The organism is Saccharopolyspora kobensis (assembly GCF_900108315.1).
In the GTDB taxonomy this organism is placed as follows: Bacteria; Actinomycetota; Actinomycetes; order Mycobacteriales; family Pseudonocardiaceae; genus Saccharopolyspora; species Saccharopolyspora kobensis.
Window position 1 is genome coordinate 562,768 of sequence record NZ_FNVB01000004.1, and the last position, 18,469, is coordinate 581,236.

Sequence of the window (18,469 nt, forward strand, 5' to 3'; positions counted from 1 at the left end):
GGCCGTCCCGGTGTACGACATGAGGAGCGCGCTGTGACCGAAGCGGCCCGAGCCGCCGCCGCAGATCCGGCGGGAACCCGCTTGCGGGACGACGTCCCGCTGGACGTCAACGGCATGCCGCACGGCCAGCCGGTGCTGGACAGCCTGGTGGCCCTGCTGGACCTGGAGCGCATCGAGGAGAACATCTTCCGCGGTGTCAGCCCCGCCTCCTCGCCGGTGCGCGTGTTCGGCGGGCAGGTCGCCGGTCAGGCGCTGGTCGCGGCCGGTCGCACGGTGCCGCCGGAGCGGCAGGTGCACTCGCTGCACGCCTACTTCATCCGGCCCGGTGATCCGAGCGTCCCGATCGTCTACGAGGTCGACCGCACCCGCGACGGCCGCTCGTTCACCACCCGCCGGGTGGTGGCGGTGCAGCACGGCAAGGCGATCTTCTCGCTGTCGGCGTCGTTCCAGGTGGAAGAGGGCGGCATCGACCACGCCGAGCCGATGCCGGAGGTGCCGGACCCCGAAACGCTGCCGACCTTCGGCGAGCAGGTGGGTTCGCTGATCGACACGCTCGGGCGCGCGCAGCCCCGCCCGATCGACGTGCGCTACGTGACCGACCCGCCGTGGGTGAGCCGGGAGAACGGCCCGCGCGAAGCCCGCAGCCAGGTGTGGATGCGAGCGGACGGCGTGCTGCCGGACGACGACCTGCTGCACGTGTGCACCGCGGCGTTCGCCTCCGACATGACCCTGCTGGACGCGGTGCTCGCCCGGCACGGCGTGTACTGGGGCCTGGACAACGTCAGCGGCGCGAGCCTGGACCACGCGATGTGGTTCCACCGCCGGTTCCGCGCCGATGAGTGGCTGCTCTATGACTGCGCCTCGCCGAGCGCCTCCGGCGCCCGCGGCCTGGCCACCGGTCGCTTCTTCTCCCGCGACGGCCAGCTGGTCGCCACCGTCGTCCAAGAGGGCCTGCTCCGCGTCGGGGACTGAACGCCTTCCCGGCAGCTCGTCCTGCGTGGCAGGACCTCAGCGTCCGCCTGGGTTCCGTTCTCGTGGTGCGGTGGACGGTCAGTCCTCTGACTCGGCCTGCTGGGCGCGGCGCTGCTCCTCGCGGTAGCCGTAGGCCGCTTGGCGCACGGCGGCATCGGTCTCCAGGCTCGACCCGAGGGCGCCGGCGATGAGCGCCATGGAGGCGACCATCCACGCCAGCCGCGCGTACGCCGACCAGTCCGCGGAGTGGCCGAGCGTGCGGGCCAGGACGCCCTCGTCGATCAGGCTCAGCGCACCGGCGAGGCTCACCAGGTAGACCACGGCGTAGAGGCAGGCGACGCCGAACGACAGCGTGGTGATCGTCGAGGCGTTGTAGATCACGGCCAGGCGCCGGTCCCGGACCGCGCGGCGGCCGACTCGTTCCCACAACCCGTGCGCGGCGATCAACCACACCGTCATCAGGGTGAGTGCGAAGACCGTCGTGGTCAGCGCGCGCAGCGGGCTCAGCACGTCGCCGAGCTGCCAGACCGTCGAGGTGAACATGCCGAACCCGGCGGCGGCCAGCGCTGCCGCCAACGCGCTGGACAGTCCCCAGATCAGCTGCCAGGGCCGGTTCGCCCGCACCATCCCGGAGACCAGGCGGAGCCAGCCGCGCAGCCGGGTGTTGGTGTACCGGACGTCGACCGGGCCGTCGTGGTGCGTGCGGTGGACCGAGCCCAGCCGCCTCGGCGCCTCGTCGCTGCTGTCCGGCAGCAGGTCGTCCAGGATCCGCGTCAGCATGCGGTGGGTGCGGTGGTAGGTCCGGAACGCGCCGAGCGCGGGCAGCGACAGGAGCGCGACCCGGCGCCGCGTGCTGACGTCGGCCAGCAGCGGCCCCTTCGCCAGCAGCAGCGGCAGGTCGGTCAGGCAGATCGCGAAGTCCCAGCGGTGCTCCTCGCAGTGCCGCTGGACGGAGTCGAGGAGGTCTTCGCTCGTGTCGTGGCCTGCGGTGAGAGGATCGCAGCGCACGTCGATCGTCCAGCGGTGCCCGGTGCGCCTGCCGAGCCACTCGGTGACCCGCTCAGCGGTGCGTTGCCCGACCTGCGTGGGCATGTCGGGATCGGTGACCAAACCCAGCACGTGCTCTGCCTGCTCCGCCAACAGCACCGTCCTCCCGCTCGGTGACGATCCTGTCCACCGTGGAGGCGTCCGGCCGACGGCGCAACCAAGCGTCCGCTGGGCAACCGGAGCGACCGGGAGCACCTCGTTCCGGCCGAAATGTCCTTGCCCGGGCCGTTTTCGCTGGTGGCGGCCCGTGAGTGCTTTGTGGTGCTATGACCCGTCAACACACTCACGAGGCCTGACCTGGGGAAGCGGAGCCCGTGTCCCGGTGCGGAGCTAGCTGCGGCGGCGGCGCTTGGGGCGGAGGTGCCGGGGCGGCGTCAGGGCCTTGGTGTGCAGCTGCTCCAGGACGATCGAGCTGGTGAAGTGGCGGACCTCCGTGCGCGAGGCCAGCTTGTCCACCAGGAATCCCTGCATGTGCTTGGTGTCGGCCACCGCGATGTGCAGCAGGAAGTCGGCCTGACCGCTGACGTGCAGCAGCGAGCGGGTCTCCGGCTGCTTCATCACGAACTCGCGGAACTGGTCGACCACCTGCCGGGTGTGCGGGCGGACGTTGATCGCCACGACCGCCTCCAGCGCCAGTCCGGTCGCGGCCGGGTTGACGTCGATGTGCGACCCGGTGATCACGCCCTGTTCGCGCAGGCGGCGGACCCGCTGCAGGCAGCTGGAGGCGGCCAGCCCGACCCGTTCGGCGAGCACCCGGTTCGGCAGCGTCGCATCGTTCTGCAACTCCTCCAGGATCTGCCAGTCAACCGAATCCAGTTCTACGGAGTCCTGCATATCCGAAGATGCTACGGCGCTGGTGGTGAGGCGGCGAACGGGAAGCCGAGAATGGCGGCACTTCCCAACCACTTCTTTCGAAGGAGGAGTCGTGCACATCGCCTGGGGGCCGTTCCTGCTGGCGCTGCTGGTGATCGTCGTCGTACCCGGGCCCGATTTCGTGCTGGTCACCCGCAACGCGGCGACCGGGGCGAGGTGGGGCTGGCTGGCGGCGGCCGGATCGACCTGCGGACTGCTGGTGCACGCGACGGCTGCCACGCTCGGGCTCTCGGCGCTCGTGGTGGCCGTCCCGGCCGCGCTGCTCGTGGTGAAGGCGATCGGTGTCGCCTACCTGGCCTGGATGGGCTTCCAGATCCTGCGCAAGGCCGGTGCCGCCGCGACCGAGGGACCCGGCGCGGTGGAGGTTCCCGCCTCGGGCCGGGCGGTGTTCCTGCGCGGGCTGCTGACCGATGTGCTCAACCCCAAGGTCATGCTGACCTTCCTGACGCTGCTGCCGCAGGCGATGGACCCGGCAGCCGACCCGATGACGCAGGCAGCTCTGCTCAGCGCGGTCGCGGTGAGCGGTTTCGCGGCGTGGTGGCTGATCGTGGTCCCGTCGGTGCGCTGGCTGGCGGCCCTGCTGGCCGATCCCCGCCGCCGCAAGGTCTTCGAGCGCTGCTGCGGCGGCGCCCTCCTGGCCATGGCAACCTCCATCGCAGTCGCCTGACCTGCACCACCTGCCCGGAAGAGGCCGCGGCTTCCCATGAAGCCGCGGCCCGCCGGCGTCTCCGGCCCCCGACAGCCCCGTGGTGCGCCGGGCGGTCGCGCAATTTCAATTGAAATCTAACCTCCGATTTCAATTGAAATTGCGGACTGTCGGCGTGTCGCCCTCCGACACGCCGACGGCAGCGGCGACCTCCGCAATTTCAATTGAAATCAGACGTCTGATTTCAATTGAAATTGCGTGCCGGGGCGGCGTGCCGGGGCGGCGTGCCGGGGCGGCGTGCCGGGGCGGCTGGTCGGGGCGGCGTGCCGGGGCGGCTGGACGGGGGAGCGGGTTCGGCGGTTCGGGTGCTCGGTGGGGTCGGTTTCCGTTGGTGGGGCGCGGTTTCGTTGACCGTCCGTGTCGATCTGCTTACGCTGCATGATCTGGTCGGGCGAGGTGAGGGAGCTGCGCGATGCGTCGACGTTGGGGTGTGGCGTTCGGGTTGGTCGTCGCGGTCGGGATTCCGTTCGCCTTCGTGGCGCCGTCCGGGGCGGCGCCCACCGGGCCGGACGCGCTGCGCGTCGATCTCGACGAGATCCTCGCCGATCCCCGGCTGGCGGGTTCGCACGCTGGCGTGGTGGTGCGCGACCCGGCCACCGACGAGGTCCTCTACAGCAGGCAGGCCGCGGCGCGGGCGACTCCGGCGTCCAACGCGAAGCTGCTCACCTCGGCCGCCGCGATGGAGGCGCTCGGCCCGGACTACCGGTTCCGCACCGAGGTGGTCACCGGCGCTCAGCAGGCCGGGCCGGTCCTGCTCGGTGACCTGCACCTGCGCGGGACCGGTGACCCGACGTTGCTCGCCGCCGACTACGACCGGCTGGCGGAGCAGGTCGCGGCGGCGGGCATCCGCTTCGTGCAGGGCGGCCTGCGCACCGACGACACCTGGTTCGACGACGTGCCGCTGGGCACCGGCTGGGCTTGGGACGACGAGCCGTACTACTACGCCGCTCCGGTCTCGGCGCTGACCGCCTCGCCAAACACCGACTTCGACGCCGGAACCGCGATCGTGCGCGTCAGCCCGACCGTCGAGGGCGCGCCCGCCGAGGTGCGGCTGGACCCGGCGACCGACGTCGTGCGGATCGAGAACCGGACGACCACCTCCGCCGAGGGCGAAGAGCCCGACGTGCTGGTGCAGCGCGATCACGGCGGGTCGCGCGTGGTGGTGAGCGGAACGGTGCCTGCCGGTGCGGAGCCGGTCGAGGACTTCACCACGGTGCCGGACCCGTCCGCCTACGCCGCGGATCTGTTCACCCGCGCTCTGGCCGCGCATGGTGTGCGGGTGCGCAACGCGGGTGAGGGGACGGCGCCGGAAGGTGCCCGGGTGCTGGCCGAACGGGAGTCGATCCCGCTGCGGGAGCTGCTCGTGCCGTTCATGAAGCTGAGCAACAACGGGCACGCGGAGGTGCTCGTCAAGGCGATGGGGCGGGAGGTTCGCGGCGAGGGGAGCTGGGCGGCGGGCCTGGAAGTGCTGACCGAGCGGCTGGGCGAGCTCGGGTTGTCGCCGGAGGTGCTGCGCCTGGTCGACGGCTCCGGTCTGTCCACGATGGACAACGTGACGCCGGAGCAGCTGACCGTGCTGCTGGACAACGCCCGGCAGCGCCCCTGGTTCCCGGCCTGGTACGACTCGCTGCCGGTGGCCGGCGTCGCGGACCGCATGGTCGGCGGCACGCTGCGCAACCGGATGGCCGGGACGGCGGCGGAGAACAACGTGCGCGCGAAGACCGGTTCGCTGACCGGAGTCACCTCGCTGTCCGGTTACGTCACCACGGCCGGTGGCCGCGAGCTGGTGTTCTCGGTGGTGTTCAACGACTTCGTGTCCGGTTCGCCGAAGGACCTGGAGGACGCGATCGCCGTCCGGCTGGCCGAGTACCGCGGCGCGGAGGACCAGCCGCGCGGTCGCACGCGGGTGCCGCAGCCGCGGATCCAGCGCGACGACCCGGCCACCGGGATCGACGAGGGGGCGCTGGAATGCTCCTGGGTGAAGGCCTGCTGAACTGAGGCGGCGCACCGTTCCGGACAGCGTTCCCGTTCCGGGAAGAGCGCGCCGGTGTCCTCGCGCGGGCGCTCCGGGGCCAGCTGTTTGCACAGGTAGTGGCGCTACACCTAGTCGAAAGTGTGAGTCCAGTCTCAGGGTCGAGTAGGGGGCATTGCCGAGACCTCGTCACCGTTACGCCGGTAGCGTGATGGCTGTCGTCGAAGTCCCATGCCTAGGAGCTCGTCCCGTGACCTTCATCAGTGACGTCCTGGCAGCTGTCGGAAGTCTGCCGAAGCCGCTGCTGGTGTTGGTGACCGGAGCTCTCGTGCTCGGCGAGTGCACCATCGGCCTGGGCTTCCTGGTGCCGGGCGAGAGCGGGCTGCTGATCGCCTCCGCCGCGGTCACCGATCTCGGCTTCTTCTTCGTGCTGGCCGGCGTGGTCGCGGTGTGCGCGACGGTCGGCGACAACATCGGGTTCTGGCTCGGCCGCCGCTACCGGCTGAAGATGCGCGAGACCAAGGTGGTGCGCAAGCTCGGCCAGCAGCACTGGGACCGGGCCGGGCAGCTGCTGCGCAAGTGGGGCATCGGTGCGGTGCTGGTGGGTCGATTCCTGCCGGTGGTGCGCACGCTGATGCCCGCCGCGGCCGGGACCAGCGGGATGTCCTACCCGAAGTTCGCGGTGTCCTCGCTGATCGGGGCGATCGCCTGGTCCGCGACGCACGTGAGCATCGGCTGGCTGGCCGGGGCGTCGGCGAAGTACATCGAGGACGCATTGGGGCGGACGAGCTGGATCCTGATGGCCGCGGTGGTCGTGATCGGCGTGTCGATCTGGCTGCTGCGCCGCCGTCGCGGGACCAAGCAGCCCGAGGCCGCCGCCGCGGAGGAGCCGGCGAAGGACGTCGCGGCCTGAGCGTCAGAGGTCTTCCCGGCGCAGGACGATCCTGCGGCCGTCCAGGTCGACGCCGGGTGCCCCGTCGCCCTCCTCGTCTCGCATCATCGACGTCGAATCGCGGTGCTCCAGCTCCATCCGCTTGGTGCCGTAGAACAGCGCCGTGACCTCGTCGACGTAGGTCCCGGCCAGCGGCGTTCCGGAGCGCTTCCCGCGCCGCTTCTGCACGATCTCGTAGCCGCCGACCGCGACCAGCAGCAGCGTCATGCCGGGAATGCCCAGCATCAGCGCGGTCTCCACGTGCACCCAACGATCCGGCGCTGGCCCGGGTTCCGCCGGACAGCCGCTCGCGACGCCCGGCGAACAGCTTCGGGCGCTTTCAGCGCCTGCACCACCGTGACGTCGGCGTACCGGCGATCGCGACCGTTCTCACGCGACTTCCGCCGCCTCGGTCTCGACGTAGACCACGCCGTCGGCGACCTGCACCGGATAGGTCCGCACCGGGCGCTTGGCGGGCAGGCCGCACGGCAGGCCGGTGCGCAGGTCGAACGCGGCCGCGTGCAGCGGGCACTCGACCCGGCAGTCCTCCACCCAGCCTTCCGCGAGGGAGGCGTCCTGGTGGGTGCAGGTGTCGTCGATGGCGAACAGCTCGCCGTCGACGTTGAACACCGCGATCGGCACGTGCGCCTCGATGCGGACGGCTTCGCCGGGCGGCAGGTCGGACATCGAGCAGGCTTCGAGCATCAGGACCTCCGTTGCGCTATCCGGAACACGGAGTGCTATGCGCAACAATGTGCGGCTCGGGTCCGGGGTGCGTCAAGGGGGTTCTGCCGATTCGTCGTTCATGACGTCCATCCGTGTTACGCGGCGGGAAAACGCGGCTCGCGCCCTTGCCGACGACGGGGAGCGTCGGTGATCGTGTTGCCCGTAGCAGAACTCGGCGCGCATCGCGCAACAACTCCCACTGCTTCGAGCCTGGAGGCACCCATGCCCCGCGTGGTCGTCATCGGAGCCGGAAACGTCGGTTGTGCCATCGCCGATGAGCGCGCCCGGACGAGAAGAACCCGTGAGCGTTTCGGGGCGCCATGGCACCCCGAAACGCTCACGGGCTTTTGATCAGGCGCGGGCGCGGCGGAGGCGGCGGACCCTGTTCGCGACGAACCAGGCGACCGCGACCAGCACCGCGACGATCACGACCTTCTGGAAGATCCCGACGTAGGACTCCACCAGCCACCAGCTGTGGCCGAGGAAGTAGCCGGCCAGCACCAGCGCGGTGTTCCAGATCAGGCTGCCGAGCGCGGTCAGCACCAGGAATGGCAGCAGCGGCATCCGCTCCACCCCGGCGGGCAGCGAGATGAAGCTGCGGAAGATCGGCACCATCCGGCCGAGGAACACCGCTTTGGTGCCGTGCCGGGCGAACCACGCCTCGGTGCGGTCGACGTCGGCCACCTTGACCAGCGGCAACCGGGCCGCGATCGCGCGGGTGCGCTCCCGGCCGAGCCACGCGCCGAGGTAGTACAGCACCACCGCGCCGACCACCGAGCCGAGCGTGGTCCACAGGATGGCGCCGAGCAGGCTCATCGAGCCCCGGGCCGCGGCGAACCCGGCCAGCGGCAGGATCACCTCGCTGGGGATCGGCGGGAACAGGTTCTCCAGCGCCACCGCCAGTCCGGCGCCGGGGCCGCCGATGGTCTCCATGAGGTCGGTGACCCACCCGACCAGACCGCCGGTCGTGGTTTCGGGCTGTGCGAGGAAGTTCATGCCCGGAACGCTAGAAATCCGCGCTGCCGTGTGGAATGCGGTTCCCCGGCGACTTCGCTGCGGCATCGCGCACAACCCCGGTGCGGAAAACCGCACCCCTCGGGTCAGAGGCGGGCGTCGACGTGCTCGACGAGGGTCAGCTCCCCGTCCGGCCGCCGTTCGACGAGGGCGAGCGCATCCGGCCCGTCGGAGATGTGGCCGAGGCACACGACGTCGGTGGCGCCGATGCGGGCCTGGTGGCGGTGGTGCATGTGCCCGCAGAAGTGCCACTTCGGCCGGACCCGCTCGCACAGTTCGCGCAGTTCCGGGCGTCCCACCGGGCGCTCCCGGTGCGGTCCGGCGATCCCGGACGGCCAGTCGTGGGTGAGCAGGACGTCGACCGGTCGGCGTGCTCGTCCGGCGATCCGCACTTCCTCCGCCGTGTAGTGGACGCGGTCCCGCACGGTTTCCCGGTGCGCCTTCGGCACATCGGTGATCTTCGCCGAGTAGATGCCGGACAGGAACGCCACCCGCAGCCCGGCGACCTCGGCGGCACCCGCCCGGCCGAGGAAGTGCACGTCCTCGGCCCACTGGCCGGGCCCGGCCGCGTCGAGCGCGGGCCACGGCTCGTGATTGCCGCCGATGAAGTGCAGCGGAGCGCCCAGGTCGAGCAAACCCGCTGCGAGGAAGGGGAAATCGCCCACCTTCCGGTACTTCGCCGGGCTGCGCACACCCGCCGCGTCCGCCTCGTCCCGGTTCGGCTCGACGTCGCCGACGGCGAGGATCGCGTCGAGCGGGCCGTGCGAGGCGCGAACGGCGTCCGACCACTTCGCGAGCAGCTCGAACTCACCGTGCACATCACCGACGACGAGGACCCGCGCGGGACCGCTCTTCGCACGTCGCACGATCATCTCCTCCGCGGGCGAGGCTACGTGAACGAGTCCGTTGGCGGCCACGGGTTTTCGCTCGCCCGGCCGGGGTGCGGAAAACCGCAGGTCGTCGTCGTGCTTAGGCTTCGGGCATGCGGCGGTGGCTTTGGGGGCTCCTGGGAGTGGCGTTCGGTGCGTGCACGGCGTTGATCGAGCTCGTGTACGTGCTGTGCGCGGCCCTCGTGCTGCTCTGGCCCCGGTCGCGCGCGTTGGCCTTCCGGGGTGCGCGTGCGCTGGTCGAGCTCGAACGTCGGCGTCTTGCGCGCTACTTCGGCAGTTCGCACGCCGATCAACCGGATGGTGCGCGGGCGCTGCAGTACCTGGCGCTGCGCGGGTTGGTCGGTCTGCTCGGCGGTGTCCTGCTGCTTCTGCTGGGCTACGGCGCGGTGGGTTCCGTGGCCGAGTTCGGCGAGCTGTGGACCTCATCGCATCCGCTGGAAGGCCGGTCCTCCGGCGAGAAGTTCTGGCTCACGGTCTACCTGGCCGTCTTCTGCGCGGTGATGGGCTACCTGGCGCTGGCCGGTCTCATCGGCGTCGGGGCGCTCGACCGGGCGTTGGCGCGGCGGTTCCTCGAACCGGACCGGGCCGAGCGGTTGCAGCGCCGGGTGGAGGAGCTCTCGGTCACGCGCGCCGACGTCGTCGCCGCGATCCGCGAGGAGCGCCGCCGCATCGAACGCGACCTCCACGACGGCGTCCAGCAGCGGCTGGTGGCGCTGGGCCTGCTGATCGGCCGCGCTCGGCGCGCGGGCGACGGCGACCGGACGGCAGAGCTGTTGGCGCAGGCGCACCAGGAATCCCAGGAAGTGCTCCGGGACTTCCGCGACGTCGCGTGGCGCGTGTACCCGGCGGCGCTGGACGCGGGCGGACTGCACCCCGCGCTGGAAGCCTTGGCGGAGCGCGCCGGAATGCGCGTGGAGCTGCACTACGCGGTGGAATCCCGGCCGGAGATCGAGGTCGAAGCCGTGGCGTACTTCGTGATTTCGGAAGCGGTGACCAACGCGGCCAAGCACGCCGACGCGCGTATCGTCTCCATCCGGGTGCAACGGGAAGGACGGTGGCTGGTGGCCGAGATCACCGACGACGGTGCCGGTGGCGCCGTCGCCGACGGTGCCGGCCTCTCCGGCTTGGCGCGGCGGGTCGCCGCGCTCGATGGGAGGTTCACAGTGGACAGTCCGGTCGGCGGACCGACGGTGATCACCGCGGAGTTGCCGTGCGCGTGATCCTGGCCGACGACGCCACGCTGCTCCGGGAAGGCCTGGCGCGCCTGCTGGCGGAGGAGGGCCACGAGGTCCTCGCCGCGGTCGGCGACGCGCCGAGCCTGCTGGCCGAAGTGGACCGCCACCGGCCCGACGTCGCGGTGGTCGACGTGCGGATGCCGCCGACGCACACCGACGACGGCCTGCGCGCCGCGCTGGAGATCCGCCGCCGGTTCCCCGACGTCGGCGTGCTGGTGCTCTCGCAGTACGTCGAGAAGCGCTACGCCGTCGAGCTGCTCACCGGCGACTCGGCCCGGGTCGGGTACCTGCTCAAGGACCGCGTGGTGCAGGTCGACGAGTTCCTGGACGCCCTCCAGCGCCTGGCCGGCGGTGGCGTGGCCTTCGACCCGGAGGTGGTCCGCCGACTGCTGTCGACCGGTGATCGCGATCCGCTGGCGGCGCTGACGCCGCGCGAACGCGATGTCCTCGACCAGATGGCGCAGGGCCGCACCAACGCGGGGATCGCGGCCGGCCTGCACATCTCGCAGAGCGCGGTGGAGAAGCACGCGAACGCGATCTTCGACAAGCTCGACCTGCCCCGGGCCACCGGCTACAGCCGCCGCGTCCTCGCCGTCCTGCACTACCTGGAGTCCGAGGGCGGTGAATAGCCCCGGCCGACCAGGGGTCGAGTGATCACCCGGACGTGCGTCGGCCCGGCGCGCTGGAGAGCGAGCCGGGCCGACTGGGTGGGTCAGTTGCGGGTGGGAGTGCGTTCCTGCTGGCGCTTGCGCGAGGCCACGTAGCCGATGCCGATGGCGATCGCCAGGACCGGGGTGATGTAGAGGGCGATGCGGGTTTCCGCGTCGAAGGCCAGCAGCACGGCGACCATCGCGAGGAAGGCCAGCACCACGTAGTTCGAGTACGGGGCCAGCGGCATCCGGAAGGGGCCCGCCTCGATCTCACCGCGGGCGATCTTGCGGCGGTAGCCGAGGTGGGCGATCAGGATCATCGCCCAGGTGAAGATGGCACCGGCGGTGCTGGCGCTGGTGATGTAGGTGAACGCCTCTTCCGGCACGAAGTAGTTGAGCACGACGCCGATGAACATCGCGCAGAACGTCACGGCGATCGCCCGGGCGGGCACTCCGCGGCCGCTGAGCCGGCTGGCCGCGCGGGGAGCTTGCCCCTCCTCGGACAGCGTGCGCAGCATGCGGCCGGTGGAGTAGATGCCGCTGTTGCAGGACGACAGCGCTGCGGTGGTCACCACGAAGTTGATCACTCCGGCGGCCGCCGGGATGCCGATCAGGGTGAAGGCGTGCACGAACGGGCTGCTGTCGGCGGGGAACTGGAACCACGGCACCAGCGCGGTGAGCGCGACCAGCGCACCGACGTAGAAGATCAGGATCCGCCACATCACGGCGTTGATCGCCCGCGGCAGCACCTTCTGCGGGTTGGCGCTCTCGCTGGCGGTCTGCCCGACCATCTCCACGCCGATGAAGGCGAACATGACGATCTGGAAGGCCAGCAGGGCCTGCGCGCCGCCGTTGGGGAAGAGCCCGCCGTGGGCCCAGATGTTGCTCAGCGAGGCGGTCGGGCCGAGGTCGCTGAAGCCGAAGACCAGAATCGCCGCGGCCAGCACGATCAGCCCGATGATGGCGATCACCTTGATCAGCGCGAACCAGAACTCGAACTCGCCGAAGAGCTTCACCGCGATCAGGTTGACCCCGCTGAGCACGACCAGCGCGCCCAGCGCCGGGATCCACTGCGGCACCGTCGGGAACCAGAACTGGAAGTACTTGCCGACGGCGGTGATCTCGGCCATGCCGGTCACGATCCACACCAGCCAGTAGCCCCAGCCGACCGCGAACCGCGCCCACGGGCCGACGAACTCACCGGCGTACTCGGCGAAGGATCCGCTCACCGGGCGGTACATCAGCAGTTCGCCGAGGGCCCGCATGACGAAGAAGATCATCACACCGGCGATGGCGTAGATCAGGATCAGGCCGGTGCCGACCTGGTGCAGGGCCTTTCCGGAACCGAGGAACAGCCCGACACCGATCGCCCCGCCGATCGCGATCATGTTGATGTGCCGGGTGCTCAGATCCTTCCGGTACTCCTCGGTCGCTGGTTGGCTCATCGAAGTGGACTCCTCCAGAACGGGGCCGGGTTCTCGGTGTGCGACCGCACGGCCCGCAACGCGTTGTCCGTCAGCGTGTTTCGCTGGAACTGCGCAGATACTCCGGCATCCGGTCGGTGCTGGCAAGAGATTCGGGGTAGTTGAGATCGAGCCTTTTCCTCCGCCGCGCGGCATTCTCCGACGAAAGGGGAAAATGGTGCACCGAGGCAGTTCTGGTGCGAATGGGGAATTGTGAAACAAATTGACGTTCTATCGCGGCTGAATACCGCGATGGAGTGACCCAGATCTCAGCACGAAAAGGCCGGTGCGCGCAAAGCGGGTTTGCGCGCACCGGCCGCGGAGTGCTGAACCGTCAGAGGTTCGGGTACAGCGGGTGCTTGGCGGCCAGCGCCTCGACGCGGGCCCGCAGCTTGGCGCTGGTGGTCTCGTCGAAGCCAGGCTTGAGCGCCTCGGCGATCACATCGGCGACCTCGGTGAACTCGGCCTTGCCGAAGCCGCGGGTGGCCAGCGCCGGGGTGCCGATGCGCAGCCCGGAGGTCACCATCGGCGGCCGCGGGTCGTTCGGCACCGCGTTGCGGTTGACCGTGATGCCGATCTCGTGCAGCCGGTCCTCGGCCTGCTGGCCGTCCAGCTCCGAGTCGCGCAGGTCGACCAGCACCAGGTGCACGTCGGTGCCGCCGGAGACCAGCTGCACCCCGGCCGCCTTGGCGTCGTCGGCCAGCAGCCGCTCGGCCAGCACCTGCGCGCCCTCGACGGTGCGGCGCTGCCGGTCCTTGAACTCCTCGCCGGCGGCGACCTTGAACGCGACCGCCTTGCCCGCGATCACGTGCTCCAGCGGCCCGCCCTGCTGGCCGGGGAACACCGCGGAGTTGAACTTCTTGGTGAACTCCTCGTCGGAGGACAGGATCACGCCACCGCGCGGACCGCCCAGGGTCTTGTGCGTGGTGGTGGTGACGACGTGGGCGTGCGGCACCGGGTTCGGGTGCAGGCCCGCGGCCACCAGACCGGCGAAGTGCGCCATGTCCACCATCAGCTTGGCGCCGACCTCGTCGGCGATCTCCCGGAACCGCTTGAAGTCCAGCTGCCGCGGGTAGGCCGACCAGCCGGCGATGATCAGCTGCGGCTTGTTCTCCCGCGCCAGCCGGGCGACCTCGTCCATGTCGACGCGGTGGTCGTCCTCGCTCACGTGGTATGGCACCACGTTGTAGAGCTTGCCGGAGAAGTTGATCCGCATGCCGTGGGTCAGGTGGCCGCCGTGCGCCAGGTCCAGGCCCATGATGGTGTCGCCCGGCTTGAGCAGGGCGAACATCGCCGCCGCGTTGGCCTGCGCGCCGGAGTGCGGCTGCACGTTGGCGTAGGACGCGCCGAAGAGCTCCTTGATCCGCTCGATGGCCAGCCGCTCGATGACGTCGACGTGCTCGCAGCCGCCGTAGTAGCGGCGGCCCGGGTAGCCCTCGGCGTACTTGTTGGTCAGCACCGAGCCCTGCGCTTCGAGCACCGCCTGCGGTGCGAAGTTCTCCGAGGCGATCATTTCGAGCGTGGTCTGCTGACGGTTGAGCTCGGCGCCGACCGCCGCCGCCACCTCCGGGTCCACCGCGGCCAAGTTGCCGTTGAACAGGTCCGGTGTCGACATGCTGTTTGCCTCCTGTTGTTTCTCTCAGTGCCTGTTGGCGGCCGGTCTGCGTGGGTGGTCGCTCGGCGGAACCTGAGTGCTTCCCTGGACTGCGGGTGCCCCTCCTGATGTACGACCAATACACGGCGGAGGGGCCGTCCTAGCCAGGAAACCACTCAGAACCCGCCGGTGGTCACCTTGCCGAGGTGGTCCGAGCGGCTGCCGCCGCTCGCCCGAGCGCGGACGGCTCCGCCGACAGGCCCGTCAGGCGTTGCGGCGGTAGAACGGCAGCTCGACGACCTGCACCGCGACGGCCTTGCCGCGGATGTCGACCTGCAGCTGCGTGCCGGGTTCGCTGTGGGCGCGGTCCACGTAGGCCATCCCGATCGGGTGGCCCAGCGTCGGGGACGGCGCACCGCTGGTGACCACGCCGATCTCGGCGCCTTCGGCGTCCAGCACCCGGTAGCCGTGGCGGGGAGCGCGGCGCTGGTCGGTGCTGAGCCCGACCAGGGTGCGCTCGGTGGGCTTCTCCGCGGCGGTGGCAAGCGCCTCCTTGCCGACGAAGTCGACGGTCTTGTCGAGCTTGACCACCCGGCCGAGGTTCGCGTGGAACGGCGTGAGGTCGGCGGAGAGCTCGTTGCCGTACAGCGGCATCCCGGCTTCCAGGCGCAGCGTGTCGCGGCAGGACAACCCGGCCGGCTGCAGGCCGTGCTCGGCACCCGCCTCGGTCAGCGCCTGCCACACGGCCTCGGCGTCACCCGGCGCGGTGAACAGCTCGAAGCCGTCCTCGCCGGTGTAACCGGTGCGCGCCAGCAGCACGTCCTTGCCCGCGACCTTGGCCGGGTAGCCGGCGTAGTACTTGACGCCGGAGAGGTCGGTCTCGGTCAGCGGCGCGAGGATCGCCACCGCGTTCGGGCCCTGGATCGCGATCAGCGCGTAGTCGTCGGAGACGTCCTCGTGCTGCGCGTCGAACCCGCTGATCCGCTCGGCCAGCTCGGCGGAGACCACGGCGGCGTTCGCCGCGTTGGCCACCACCAGGAACTCCTGCTCGCCGAGGCGGTAGACGATCAGGTCGTCCAGCACACCGCCCGCGGCGTTGCAGATCATGGTGTAGCGAGCGCGGCCCGGCGTGATGGCGGTGGCGTTGGCGACCAGCGCGTGGTCCAGCGCGGCTGCCGCTTCCGGACCGCTGATCCGGATCTCGCCCATGTGGGTCAGGTCGAACAGGCCCGCAGCGGTGCGCACCGCGTTGTGCTCGGCGATGTCACCGGAGTAGCGCAGCGGCATCTGCCAACCGGCGAACTCGGTGAGCGTGGCTCCGAGCGCTTCGTGCACGTGGTGCAAGGGCGTCCGTCGTGGCGACGACATGATGTGGGGACTCCTCCTGGTGGGCGCCGGTCGGCAGTCGAGGGCCGGTCAGCTCACTGAGCCCAACCTTATCGGGGACGCCTCGACCCCGACCCGCGCGGGCTTGCGCTGGTCGGGCGGTCTCCCCGGAGTCATTGGCCTGAGAGTTTCGCCACCTCGGGAGGCGGCTTGCACCGTGGGCGAGGAGCGCGTGCTCCTGCTTTTCTCCGTGATCGCCTGGTGCCGTGCGGTGCCGGTGCCTGAGAGTTTGCTGGGGAGTATTGCTCCTTCGGCGCCCCGGTCCCGATGGGCCGAGGTCTCTCCCGCACGACGTCGTGGGCGCGCTATTCGGTTCTGCGCCATGGACGCTACGAACCCCGGGTGACCCACGTCAACCGGACGGGCGAGTGATCTCGAACCGTCCTGGTGAAAGCCCTCGCGTCCCGATGCGTGACGGAAATTCGCGATCACCAGGGCGCCGAGAGGCCGAGCACTCGTTTCAGTGCATCGTCGATCTCCTCCATTTCACTGCGGTTCAACCGCCCGGCCAGCGGGCCGAAGCACTTTTCCGGATCGATTGCCTGGACCTGTTCCACCAGGACGCGTGTGCGTTCCTCGCCTATGCGGATCTCCGGCCGGTGCCCCGCCGCGCGGGCACTGGTCGACGTCGGTGCAGCGATGACCGTCGAAGTCAGCAGCGCGTCCGACTGGAGGATCACCGCGAAGCGAGGCCCCCGTTGTTCGTGGCCCTTGGCACCCGGGCTCGATTTCAGCTCGTAGATGTCACCACGCATCGCCGGAACCCATCGCTTCACGCGCGGCGCTGATCTCGGCGAGGTCCTCGGGATCCTTGAGGAGCGCGGCGGACTCGTACGTCATCTGCTGGTTGAGCATCGCCCGGTAGGAGACGTCGATGGCGTACTTGATGGCTGTATTGCGGGAACTCCCGTCCTTGGTGAGGGCGGCCAGTTTCCGCTCGGTTTCGTCGTCGAGTCTGACGGTGAAGCTCGTGGTCATGCGCCCAGGGTAGGGGAGGGGTGAACCGCTGCGCGAACCATTTATGGTTCGTTCTTCGGTTCATCACCCGAACCGGTTCCGCTGAGCTCCCGGTACTGCTTGGTCAGGCCGTCGATCAGGGCTTCCAGGGCGAGTTCGAAGCTGGCCGCGTCGATCTCCGCCGCGTGCTCGCGGAGCAGGTGGGCCTTGTTCAGGTGCGGGAAGCGGTCGCCGTAGAGCTCCGCGTCGTCGGGGAAGCCGCCGCTGAACGAACCCATCGCCGAGCCCACCACCAGGTACTTCGTCGACGCGCCGATCATGGTGGCGTAGCGCTGCGGCCAGCCCGCGCTGGTCAGTCCGCCGTGCACCGCGTCGGCCCGGCGCAGGGCGTTCTCGCGGCGGGCCGGGCCGTAGGCCAGGAACGGCACCAGGTTGGGGTGGGCGACGAGGGCCGCGCGGTAGGAGCGGGCCCAGCCGCGGAGTCCGGTCGTCCAGTCCTGCTCGAAGCCGGTGACGTCCACGGCGGCCATCACGTCGTCGGCGATCTCGTGCAGCAGGTCTTCCTTGGTCGAGACGTGGTTGTACAGCGAGGCGGCGCGCACTCCCAGGCGTTCGGCGAGGCGGCGCATGGACAGCGCCTCCAGGCCGTCGGCGTCGATGATCTCCAGGCCGACGCGGCGGATGCGGTCCGGCGACAGCCGGGGAGTGGTCGGTCGGGGCACGTCTTCTCCTCGTCGGATCCCTTGCGGCGCTCGCCGGGACCGTCTTAGGCTGCCACAAAACTAACGATGTTAGTTAGATGGCCGCAGGAAGGGATCCGGCGATGGTCGACTTCTCGCTCACCGACACCGAGCGCGACATCAGGGACTGGGTGCGCAACTTCGTCCAGCGCGAGCTGGTGCCGCTGGAACCGGAGGTGCTGCGCCGGGAGCGGGCCGGGGAGCGCGGGCTGACCAAGGACGAGCAGCGGGAGCTGCAGCTCAAGGCGCGGGAGGCCGGGTTCTGGGGCGTGCAGACGCCCGAGGAGTACGGCGGCATGGGCCTGTCGGCGGTGCTGTCCGCGCTGATCGAGATCGAGCTCGGCCGCACCTACGTGCCGTTCCGCTTCGGCGGTTCCGCCGACAACATCCTCTTCCACGCCAACTCCGAGCAGCAGCAGCGCTACCTGCTGCCGACCATCGAGGGCACTCGCAAGTCCTGCTTCGCGATCACCGAGCCGGGGGCCGGTTCGGACGCCAAGGACCTGCGCACCACGGCGGTCAAGGACGGCGACGAGTGGGTGATCAACGGCGAGAAGACGTTCATCACCGGTGGCATCGACGCCGACTTCGTGATGGTCTTCGCGGTCACCGACAAGGAGAAGGGCGCCAACGGCGGCGTCACCTGCTTCCTGGCCGACCGCGACATGGGCTGGAAGTCCGAGCCGATCGACATCATGGGCCCGTGGGAGCGCCAGCCGGCCGCGCTGGTCTTCGAGGACGTGCGGGTGCCGGAGGGCAACGTCCTCGGCGAGGTCGGACACGGTTTCAAGCTCGCCATGCAGTGGATCGGCCGCGGGCGCTACATGCTGCCCGCGCGGGCGCTCGGCGCCTGCGAGCGGCTGGTCGAGATGGGCATGGAGTACGCCAAGCAGCGCGAGACCTTCGGCAGGCCGATCGCCGATCGCCAGGCCATCCAGTGGATGGTGGCGGATTCGGCGGTGGAGATCGAGGCGCTGCGCTGGCTGGTGCTGCAGGCGGCGTGGCAGATCGACCAGGGCATGGACTCCCGGCACGCGCAGTCGATCGCCAAGCTATACGGCGCCACCCGCGCCAACGAGATCGTCGACCGGGTGCTGCAGATCCACGGCGGCATGGGCTACACCAAGGAGCTGCCGATCGAGCGCTGGTACCGCGACCTGCGGCTGCTGCGGATCTTCGAGGGCACCGACGAGATCCAGCGCCGGACGCTGGCCCGCAACCTGCTGAAGGGGCATGCCTCGGTGCGCGGAGTGCTCGGTTGAGCCCGCTGCGTGGGTACCCTGGTGGCAAACCGTGACACCGACGTGGTGGGA

The 18,469-nt window shown here is 70.2% G+C and carries 19 protein-coding genes and 2 riboswitches; of the genes, 7 read left to right on the forward strand and 12 right to left on the reverse strand.

Features of this window, described 5'->3' with window-relative positions; genetic code table 11:
- The first annotated feature begins 33 nt into the window (after nt 1-33).
- The gene (gene tesB, locus C4T78_RS15425) at nt 34-972 is read left to right on the forward strand and encodes an acyl-CoA thioesterase II (protein ID WP_093345195.1); all 939 of its coding nucleotides are present in this window, start codon (nt 34-36) and stop codon (nt 970-972) included.
- Between the two features lie 78 nt (nt 973-1,050).
- Here the strand turns inward: tesB and C4T78_RS15430 are convergent, their stop codons facing one another.
- Together C4T78_RS15430 and C4T78_RS15435 are read right to left on the reverse strand one after the other, a co-directional pair.
- On the reverse strand, nt 1,051-2,112 hold the full coding sequence (locus tag C4T78_RS15430) for a 5,10-methylene-tetrahydrofolate dehydrogenase (RefSeq protein ID WP_235862959.1): 1,062 nt from the start codon (nt 2,110-2,112) through the stop codon (nt 1,051-1,053).
- 237 nt (nt 2,113-2,349) lie between these two features.
- A complete protein-coding gene (locus C4T78_RS15435) occupies nt 2,350-2,853 on the reverse strand; it encodes an Lrp/AsnC family transcriptional regulator (RefSeq protein ID WP_093345199.1) in 504 nt (167 codons plus the stop codon).
- Nucleotides 2,854-2,944: 91 nt separating this feature from the next.
- On the opposite strand from C4T78_RS15435, the gene C4T78_RS15440 reads away from it, so the two are divergent.
- The 3 genes from C4T78_RS15440 to C4T78_RS15450 all read left to right on the forward strand — a co-directional run bounded on the left by C4T78_RS15440 (nt 2,945) and on the right by C4T78_RS15450 (nt 6,483).
- Entirely contained in the window at nt 2,945-3,559 is a 615-nt protein-coding gene (locus tag C4T78_RS15440) for a LysE family translocator (RefSeq protein ID WP_093345202.1), read from the forward strand.
- A 451-nt stretch (nt 3,560-4,010) separates the two neighbouring features.
- On the forward strand, nt 4,011-5,591 hold the full coding sequence (gene dacB / locus C4T78_RS15445) for a D-alanyl-D-alanine carboxypeptidase/D-alanyl-D-alanine endopeptidase (RefSeq protein WP_093345204.1): 1,581 nt from the start codon (nt 4,011-4,013) through the stop codon (nt 5,589-5,591).
- Nucleotides 5,592-5,820: 229 nt separating this feature from the next.
- A complete protein-coding gene (locus tag C4T78_RS15450) occupies nt 5,821-6,483 on the forward strand; it encodes a DedA family protein (protein ID WP_093345207.1) in 663 nt (220 codons plus the stop codon).
- A 3-nt stretch (nt 6,484-6,486) separates the two neighbouring features.
- On the opposite strand, the gene C4T78_RS15455 is transcribed toward C4T78_RS15450, so the two are convergent.
- From C4T78_RS15455 to C4T78_RS15470, 4 genes are all read right to left on the reverse strand, one after another.
- Entirely contained in the window at nt 6,487-6,768 is a 282-nt protein-coding gene (locus tag C4T78_RS15455; RefSeq protein ID WP_309599279.1) for a DUF6191 domain-containing protein, read from the reverse strand.
- Between the two features lie 123 nt (nt 6,769-6,891).
- Complete coding sequence (locus C4T78_RS15460) at nt 6,892-7,206, reverse strand: bifunctional 3-phenylpropionate/cinnamic acid dioxygenase ferredoxin subunit (protein ID WP_093345209.1); 315 nt, start codon at nt 7,204-7,206, stop codon at nt 6,892-6,894.
- 372 nt (nt 7,207-7,578) lie between these two features.
- Nucleotides 7,579-8,223, reverse strand: coding sequence for a DedA family protein (locus C4T78_RS15465; RefSeq protein ID WP_093345212.1), 645 nt, complete (start codon nt 8,221-8,223; stop codon nt 7,579-7,581).
- 104 nt (nt 8,224-8,327) lie between these two features.
- A complete protein-coding gene (locus tag C4T78_RS15470) occupies nt 8,328-9,107 on the reverse strand; it encodes a metallophosphoesterase (RefSeq protein ID WP_177247349.1) in 780 nt (259 codons plus the stop codon).
- 116 nt (nt 9,108-9,223) lie between these two features.
- Here C4T78_RS15470 and C4T78_RS15475 point away from each other — a divergent pair, with 116 nt between their 5' ends.
- Both C4T78_RS15475 and C4T78_RS15480 read left to right on the forward strand, forming a co-directional pair.
- Nucleotides 9,224-10,351 carry a sensor histidine kinase gene (locus C4T78_RS15475; RefSeq protein WP_093345217.1) on the forward strand — a complete coding sequence of 376 codons (1,128 nt, stop codon included), beginning with the start codon at nt 9,224-9,226 and terminating at the stop codon, nt 10,349-10,351.
- Nucleotides 10,342-10,995, forward strand: coding sequence for a response regulator (locus C4T78_RS15480; RefSeq protein WP_093345220.1), 654 nt, complete (start codon nt 10,342-10,344; stop codon nt 10,993-10,995). The genes C4T78_RS15475 and C4T78_RS15480 overlap by 10 nt, the downstream gene beginning before the upstream one ends.
- 83 nt (nt 10,996-11,078) lie before the next feature.
- On the opposite strand, the gene C4T78_RS15485 is transcribed toward C4T78_RS15480, so the two are convergent.
- The 6 genes from C4T78_RS15485 to C4T78_RS15510 form a co-directional block, all read right to left on the reverse strand.
- Nucleotides 11,079-12,461, reverse strand: coding sequence for an amino acid permease (locus C4T78_RS15485; protein ID WP_093345223.1), 1,383 nt, complete (start codon nt 12,459-12,461; stop codon nt 11,079-11,081).
- A 352-nt stretch (nt 12,462-12,813) separates the two neighbouring features.
- Nucleotides 12,814-14,094 (reverse strand): serine hydroxymethyltransferase, encoded by a 1,281-nt coding sequence (gene glyA / locus C4T78_RS15490; RefSeq protein ID WP_093345225.1) that lies wholly within the window; start codon nt 14,092-14,094, stop codon nt 12,814-12,816.
- A 243-nt stretch (nt 14,095-14,337) separates the two neighbouring features.
- Nucleotides 14,338-15,441: a glycine cleavage system aminomethyltransferase GcvT gene (gene gcvT / locus C4T78_RS15495; RefSeq protein WP_093345228.1), complete on the reverse strand. Its 1,104-nt coding sequence runs from the start codon at nt 15,439-15,441 to the stop codon at nt 14,338-14,340.
- A 118-nt stretch (nt 15,442-15,559) separates the two neighbouring features.
- Nucleotides 15,560-15,658, reverse strand: a riboswitch (glycine riboswitch).
- Nucleotides 15,659-15,756: riboswitch (glycine riboswitch) on the reverse strand.
- Nucleotides 15,757-15,887: 131 nt separating this feature from the next.
- Nucleotides 15,888-16,214, reverse strand: coding sequence for a type II toxin-antitoxin system PemK/MazF family toxin (locus C4T78_RS15500; protein ID WP_093345231.1), 327 nt, complete (start codon nt 16,212-16,214; stop codon nt 15,888-15,890).
- Nucleotides 16,204-16,437 (reverse strand): hypothetical protein, encoded by a 234-nt coding sequence (locus C4T78_RS15505; RefSeq protein ID WP_093345234.1) that lies wholly within the window; start codon nt 16,435-16,437, stop codon nt 16,204-16,206. The genes C4T78_RS15500 and C4T78_RS15505 overlap by 11 nt, the downstream gene beginning before the upstream one ends.
- Before the next feature lie 41 nt (nt 16,438-16,478).
- On the reverse strand, nt 16,479-17,138 hold the full coding sequence (locus tag C4T78_RS15510; protein ID WP_093345236.1) for a TetR/AcrR family transcriptional regulator: 660 nt from the start codon (nt 17,136-17,138) through the stop codon (nt 16,479-16,481).
- A 101-nt stretch (nt 17,139-17,239) separates the two neighbouring features.
- Between C4T78_RS15510 and C4T78_RS15515 the strand changes: the two genes are divergently transcribed.
- Nucleotides 17,240-18,418 (forward strand): acyl-CoA dehydrogenase family protein, encoded by a 1,179-nt coding sequence (locus C4T78_RS15515; RefSeq protein ID WP_093345239.1) that lies wholly within the window; start codon nt 17,240-17,242, stop codon nt 18,416-18,418.
- The last annotated feature ends 51 nt before the right edge of the window (nt 18,419-18,469 follow it).

Excerpts from the sequence above, each read along its gene's own strand:
- C4T78_RS15435 (WP_093345199.1), bottom strand. The coding sequence starts at position 2,853 with ATGCAGGACTCCGTAGAACTGGATTCGGTTGACTGGCAGATCCTGGAG.
- dacB (WP_093345204.1), top strand. The coding sequence starts at position 4,011 with ATGCGTCGACGTTGGGGTGTGGCGTTCGGGTTGGTCGTCGCGGTCGGG.
- C4T78_RS15460 (WP_093345209.1), bottom strand. The coding sequence starts at position 7,206 with ATGCTCGAAGCCTGCTCGATGTCCGACCTGCCGCCCGGCGAAGCCGTC.
- C4T78_RS15465 (WP_093345212.1), bottom strand. The coding sequence starts at position 8,223 with ATGAACTTCCTCGCACAGCCCGAAACCACGACCGGCGGTCTGGTCGGG.
- C4T78_RS15475 (WP_093345217.1), top strand. The coding sequence starts at position 9,224 with ATGCGGCGGTGGCTTTGGGGGCTCCTGGGAGTGGCGTTCGGTGCGTGC.
- C4T78_RS15485 (WP_093345223.1), bottom strand. The coding sequence starts at position 12,461 with ATGAGCCAACCAGCGACCGAGGAGTACCGGAAGGATCTGAGCACCCGG.
- glyA (WP_093345225.1), bottom strand. The coding sequence starts at position 14,094 with ATGTCGACACCGGACCTGTTCAACGGCAACTTGGCCGCGGTGGACCCG.
- gcvT (WP_093345228.1), bottom strand. The coding sequence starts at position 15,441 with ATGTCGTCGCCACGACGGACGCCCTTGCACCACGTGCACGAAGCGCTC.
- C4T78_RS15500 (WP_093345231.1), bottom strand. The coding sequence starts at position 16,214 with ATGCGTGGTGACATCTACGAGCTGAAATCGAGCCCGGGTGCCAAGGGC.
- C4T78_RS15505 (WP_093345234.1), bottom strand. The coding sequence starts at position 16,437 with ATGACCACGAGCTTCACCGTCAGACTCGACGACGAAACCGAGCGGAAA.
- C4T78_RS15515 (WP_093345239.1), top strand. The coding sequence starts at position 17,240 with ATGGTCGACTTCTCGCTCACCGACACCGAGCGCGACATCAGGGACTGG.